The organism is uncultured Cetobacterium sp. (assembly GCF_945952365.1).
Lineage (GTDB): Bacteria > Fusobacteriota > Fusobacteriia > Fusobacteriales > Fusobacteriaceae > Cetobacterium_A.
In genome coordinates, this window is record NZ_CAMFHX010000054.1 from 1 (window position 1) to 5629 (window position 5629).

The 5629-nt window shown below is 23.4% G+C and carries 5 protein-coding genes; 1 reads left to right on the forward strand and 4 read right to left on the reverse strand.

The window, feature by feature from the left end:
• Positions 1–141: 141 nt before the first annotated feature.
• Both Q0O83_RS11655 and Q0O83_RS11660 read right to left on the reverse strand, forming a co-directional pair.
• Positions 142–846, reverse strand: a complete 705-nt coding sequence (locus Q0O83_RS11655) for a hypothetical protein (protein ID WP_294097282.1) — start codon at positions 844–846, stop codon at positions 142–144.
• Between the two features lie 312 nt (positions 847–1158).
• Positions 1159–1686: a PBECR4 domain-containing protein gene (locus tag Q0O83_RS11660; protein ID WP_294097283.1), complete on the reverse strand. Its 528-nt coding sequence runs from the start codon at positions 1684–1686 to the stop codon at positions 1159–1161.
• Between the two features lie 558 nt (positions 1687–2244).
• On the opposite strand from Q0O83_RS11660, the gene Q0O83_RS11665 reads away from it, so the two are divergent.
• Entirely contained in the window at positions 2245–4074 is a 1830-nt protein-coding gene (locus Q0O83_RS11665; RefSeq protein WP_294097285.1) for a replication initiation protein, read from the forward strand.
• 33 nt (positions 4075–4107) lie between these two features.
• On the opposite strand, the gene Q0O83_RS11670 is transcribed toward Q0O83_RS11665, so the two are convergent.
• Positions 4108–4242, reverse strand: a complete 135-nt coding sequence (locus Q0O83_RS11670; RefSeq protein WP_294097287.1) for a hypothetical protein — start codon at positions 4240–4242, stop codon at positions 4108–4110.
• Positions 4243–5032: 790 nt separating this feature from the next.
• Positions 5033–5593, reverse strand: a complete 561-nt coding sequence (locus Q0O83_RS11675) for a toxin-antitoxin system YwqK family antitoxin (protein WP_294097289.1) — start codon at positions 5591–5593, stop codon at positions 5033–5035.
• Positions 5594–5629 lie beyond the last annotated feature (36 nt).

The window sequence follows — 5629 nt, forward strand, 5'->3', positions numbered from 1 at the left end:
AGTTGGAAGATGAAACAACTTATTTGATTGGATTTTGGCAAACAGTTTGGAATAACTTATTTAAATAAAAATAAATAAAGAGCTAGAAGTGAAAAACTAGCTCTTTTAGTTCTATCGTTTATATTATAGGTTAATAACCTATTAAATAAGAGTAGGATCTTCTAAATCTGATAAGTAAACCTCAGCATTTATTTGATAAATTCCATTTCTATTTTCATATAAATCATTTCTTGTAGATTTTGGTGGCTGCTCATAAAACTTAGGTTTCCCAAGAAAAAATGTTCCTTGTTCCCTTAATGTGATTCTTTTTATTTCTTTTTCATCATCTCTTAATTTTGCTCTAAAGTCACAAGAAGATAATCTTATAATTGCTAGTTTTGCATTATATTTTTCTTGTTGTTTTTTTAATTGTTCACGAAGATTTTTTATTTCAAGATCTATTTGACTTTGAGGAACTTTACTTTCCATTAATTCGTTATGTAATTTTTTTAGTTCTCTTCCTGCATAATCATCATAAGTTAATATTTTTTTAGAATATGCTTTGTTTATGTATGTGGTTACACTTTTTACATTTTTATACAAAATTGGTGGTATAAAAATTTTAGGTAATTTATCTTTACCAGTTATTTCTTTATACTGCTTTCCCAACTCAACAAGATTTTGACATAAACTATTAAAAAAATTTTCATCTGAAACTAGATAAGAATTTCTTTTATAAGTTTGCCTTAAGTGAATAGTACTTACAGAATCAATAATTTCACTGGATTCTATGATCTCTTCAATTATTTTGTATGCTTGGAAAAAAATTCTTCCTTCTGGAGTTGGTTTTGTAAAAGGCATTCTCATAAAAACCTCCGAAAATATATATTCTTATACCATTTTTTATATTATAGGCTAATAACCTATAATATAAAAAAATCAGAAAAATATCAATTACTAATTTTATAACTTTTCCGATTGAATTTTTTTTAATAATTTTAAAGAAGTTTTTAGATAAAAAATTAAATATCTTATTCTTCTTAAAATCGATTTTAAGGCCCTTTGTGTTTTTAAGTCATATATTTTAACATAAAATCTGTTGAAATCTTAAATTTAGCTATTTAAAGCGGTTTAAATTATATAAAAAAGGATTAACTCATTGTAAAAGTTAATCCTTTTTTAATTTATTGTTATAATTTCAAATTTTATAACTTTTATTTTTTTTTGATTTTTTATATATAGATCAATATTATTTGTTCGTTCATCTCTTATAAACCATGTTTCAGGATAATAAGTATTATCTTCAGCTAATCCCAAGTGTAAAATATGATTAGAATTGTCTTTGTAAATTATATATTTTGATTTTAACTCACAATTTTCAATTAAAGTTTTGTTAAACTCAATAATAAAATCTGTTTCGTTTAACGATAATAAATCTATTATTCTTGTAAAATTAATTATTCTTGTTTCTACAATTTTGAATTTTTTATCTTTTTGTAATTTTTCTAAAGTTAATTTTCTATTTTTAATTTTTGAATAAATAAGTTCTGCTGGGAATGTTGAATAACTTGTATATTGGAATCCTAATAAATGCTTTAATCTTTTCTTAGCAATTTGGAACTCTATTATTTCACCAGTTTCTAAAGTTATTTTGAACCTTTTTCCCTTTAAATGTTTTTCATATTCCAATATAATTTTTCTTAGCATTATTAAAATCCTCTCTAAAAAGTTTAGTAGATATAAAAAAAGTCATAGATTTAATACTACGACTTTTTTTAAAATAAAATATGATTTTATTTTGTGGTAGTAGTCAATTATTAATAAATAATAATCAAACTTTAATTCTTGTTTTTTTATTGTCCCCAAGAGAAAGGAAAGGCTACCAACTCCTCTTTGTTAACGCACAAGACACGAATAACAATTATCTTGTTATTAATTTTATTATAATCTTTTTTTCAAAAAAAATCAAGAATCTTTTCTTTTAAAGAATTCTTTATATTCTTTAAATAATCTTTAAAAGATTTAGGCTTCATTTAGGTATTGATTTTATTGGCCTAGAATACTACTTCTTACTACATCCTGTAACATTACTTACTACATCCTGTAACATTACTTACTACATCCTGTAACATTACTTACTACATTTTGCAACATAAGTTACTACAAATATTTGACTTGTAGTAACTTATGTGATATACCTTGTATATAAAGGGGTTATAACGTATCTTATTACAAATTGTAACATTTTATTTTAGGAGGGGCATGGTGAAAGAAGTTATCAAATATCATAATGATATGAATAAGGTTAGTTTTGCTGGTTTTAAAGAAAAAGAATTAGATCTATTTTTTTCAATTTGTCAAAAAATGAAAGATAAAGGAAGCAACGAAATAATTTTTTCTTTTTCGGATCTTAGAAAATTATCTCAATATTCTAATCGAAGTATTGAAAGATTTTATTCTGATTTGGATAGAGTTTATAAAAAAATGTTAGAATTAAATTTAAAATATGAAGATGAAAAAGAAATAAGACGTTTTGTTTTATTTAGTAGATATATTATAAAAAAAGATGAACAAATAATTATAATAAAGGCAAGTGAAGACTTTGAATACATTTTAAATAAACTTATAGGAACATTTACAAAATTTGACTTAGTAGATTTTGTAAGTTTAAAAAGTGTCTATTCAAAAAATATGTTTAAATTATTAAAGCAATGGGATAGTAAAAAAAATGTAAGGTATGATATACAAGAGTTACGAGAGGTATTAGGTGTTCCAAGTAAGTATACGACATCTAATTTTAACGATAGAGTTTTAAAGCCGATTATGGATGAGTTACCTAGATATTTTAACGATTTATGTTTAGAAAAATTAAAAACCGGAAAAAAGGTTACTCATTTAAATTTCACATGGAGTAGCAAAAAAGAAGAAATAAAAGAAATTGAACAGATTGAAATTGAAATTTCTGAAAAATTAAATAAAACAATAGAAAAAGTAAAAAATAATCGATTTTTAACAAAATTATTAACTATTGATAACATAGAAAATTTATTAAAAATATTTGAAGAAAATGACCTTATAAAAGGGCTTTTGTGGGCTTACAAAGAGGTCAAACAAGACATAAGTACCCTTGAATATTTAATAAAAACTATAAAAACTGGAATAGAAAAAAAAGAGAAAAAAATTATAGTAAGACCAACAGAAAAAATTGAAAATATTTTTGATAAGACATTTGAAGAAATTCCTTTAAATTTTGAAGAGGAAGCGATAAAAAATGAGAATCAAGAAGTTGAAATTTTAGTTATTAAAGAAAAAATTACAATGAATCAGTATGAAGAATTATATAAAAAACATTTAGAAAAAAATAAAATAACTCATAATCCATTTATTAGAAAGGCTTTTGATATTTCTAATATAAGTAAATATGAAATTATAAAAAATGATGATGAAGATGATAATAAACCTCCATTACCTCCTTTAGAAGAATTATCTGAAAAAACTCAAAATGAGGCTAAAGAATATGCAAGGAAAAGGGACCTTAAAGAACAATATATGAATGAGATTCATGGAATAACTAAAGAAGTTAGAAAATATATATCTGAACAAAAGTTAGAGATAGAAAGACTTTCTTCAAACATTCTTTCTAGAAAAATAAACCAAAAGAAAATAAATCAGTATCAGGAAGAAAATGAATTCTTAGAACAATTGGTTTGTGAATTTGGAATGTGGGGAGTTCGTTTAACAACCTATACAGGATATGAATTACTAGGAGAGGTTGAAAAAAGTTTTAATGAAAATATTGTTGAGACTGTAGAAATATTTAATCTAATTTTTGAAAGAATGGAAATAGAAAAAAGATTAGATAAAGAATTTTTTGAAAATATGATAGCTGATTGTATTGATACCAAGTATTCATCAGCTGAAAATATATCTACTTCAGAACTAAAAAAGAGATTTTCTTTAGCTGATATTTCTGAAGATAAATTATTATCAAAAACTGGTAAAAAATTAGTAGGTGGTGCTTTAATTTCTAGATTGGAAAAAATAGCTAAAGATGAAAAAATTGAGATAGAATATAAAGGAAAAATAATTATATAAACATAAAAAGCAAGGATTAATCCTTGCTTTTTATTACTTTGTAAATCTGATAATTAATAATGCTATTGCAAAAATTCCAACACTGGCAATAGCTAAAGAATAAATACAAAACTTTGTACTTAATTTTGTCTTATCCAGTGTTTCGATTATCGTTGAAATTTCTTTCATAATCAGTACCTCCTTAATTTTTTAAGTAGGTATAAGAACTCTATAATCTCTTTTGACAAACTCCGAAATTTTCGGATAATATCTTGACTTTATCAACAAAATTATTATAAAAATTATTATAAAAATTATTATAATGTGTTATTATATGTTATAACATAATTATAATATAATTTTGTATCAAAAGCGGAGAGTATAAATTCCCAAATTCTATAAGTGAGATACCCTGAGAAAGTTTAACACTTATAAAATTTTAGTTTCTTACTCCTGCTTTTTTCATTTATATAATTTTTTTTAGAAAGTCATAACATCTGTAGAAATTTTTATCTCCTGCATCTTTACCTCCTAAAAAATATTTCATACATATATCGTAGCATAGTTTAATAGCTTAAGTAAATAAGAATTTAACGCACCTATTTTTTAAATTATTTTCTTTAAATTTTTAATATTTTTTCTTATATTAAAATATTAAAATATTTTAAATCTCTTGTCAAATTTTGGGTATTTCTCCGATTTCGCTCTTTTTATGAAAATCTTAAGGTATTTTTTTTATCTTGTCAAATCCACGGTACTTATCTAATTTTTTCTTCATCGAAAAAAATATAATATTTCTTTTCACCTATATTATATCCGATTTTTTATTAAAAATTTGGAAAATTTAAAATAATTTTTTTAACTAAGTTTATACACAATGAATTTATTTTTTATTTACCAATATCTAGTATTCCCCAAAATTAAAAAAGACAAGGATTTTTCCTTGTCAATTGTGTGGTAACAAATCTCAATACTTGGGTTAATTTAATTTTTTTTTGAAAATTCCTTTTTCATATAATAGTTTAGATATTAAATGACCATTTTTATCATATTTTTTTTCAATGCCATCTTTTTTACCATTTTTATAAGAACAATGCCATTCTATTTTTCCATTTGAATAAAATTGTTCTTGAAATCCGTCAAAATCATTATTTTTATAATTATACGAAGCCAAAAGTACTCCTGAGTTACTATATAACTTTTCTGATCCTTCTTTCAAATTATTTTTATATTCAGTTTCTTTTTCTAGTAAACCATTTCTATAATATTCTTTCCATAACTCTGATTTTTTACCATTTTTGTAAAATCCATTTATCTTGATATTCCCATTAATATGATATTCTACATACATTCCATCAGCTATTCCTTTTTTATAAACTATAGAGACCTCTGTTTGTCCAGTTTTAAATGGATATAACACAACTCCTGTGAATGGAACTAATTTATTTTTTTCATACATTATTCCATCTTTAAATGACACTTCTGAATTTGTTACGCTTTTTAGAATGTTGCCTTTTTCTGAATTAGGGGTCCCGTCCATGCCCGTCAACCTAAGAATTACAAACAATTTTTAAAT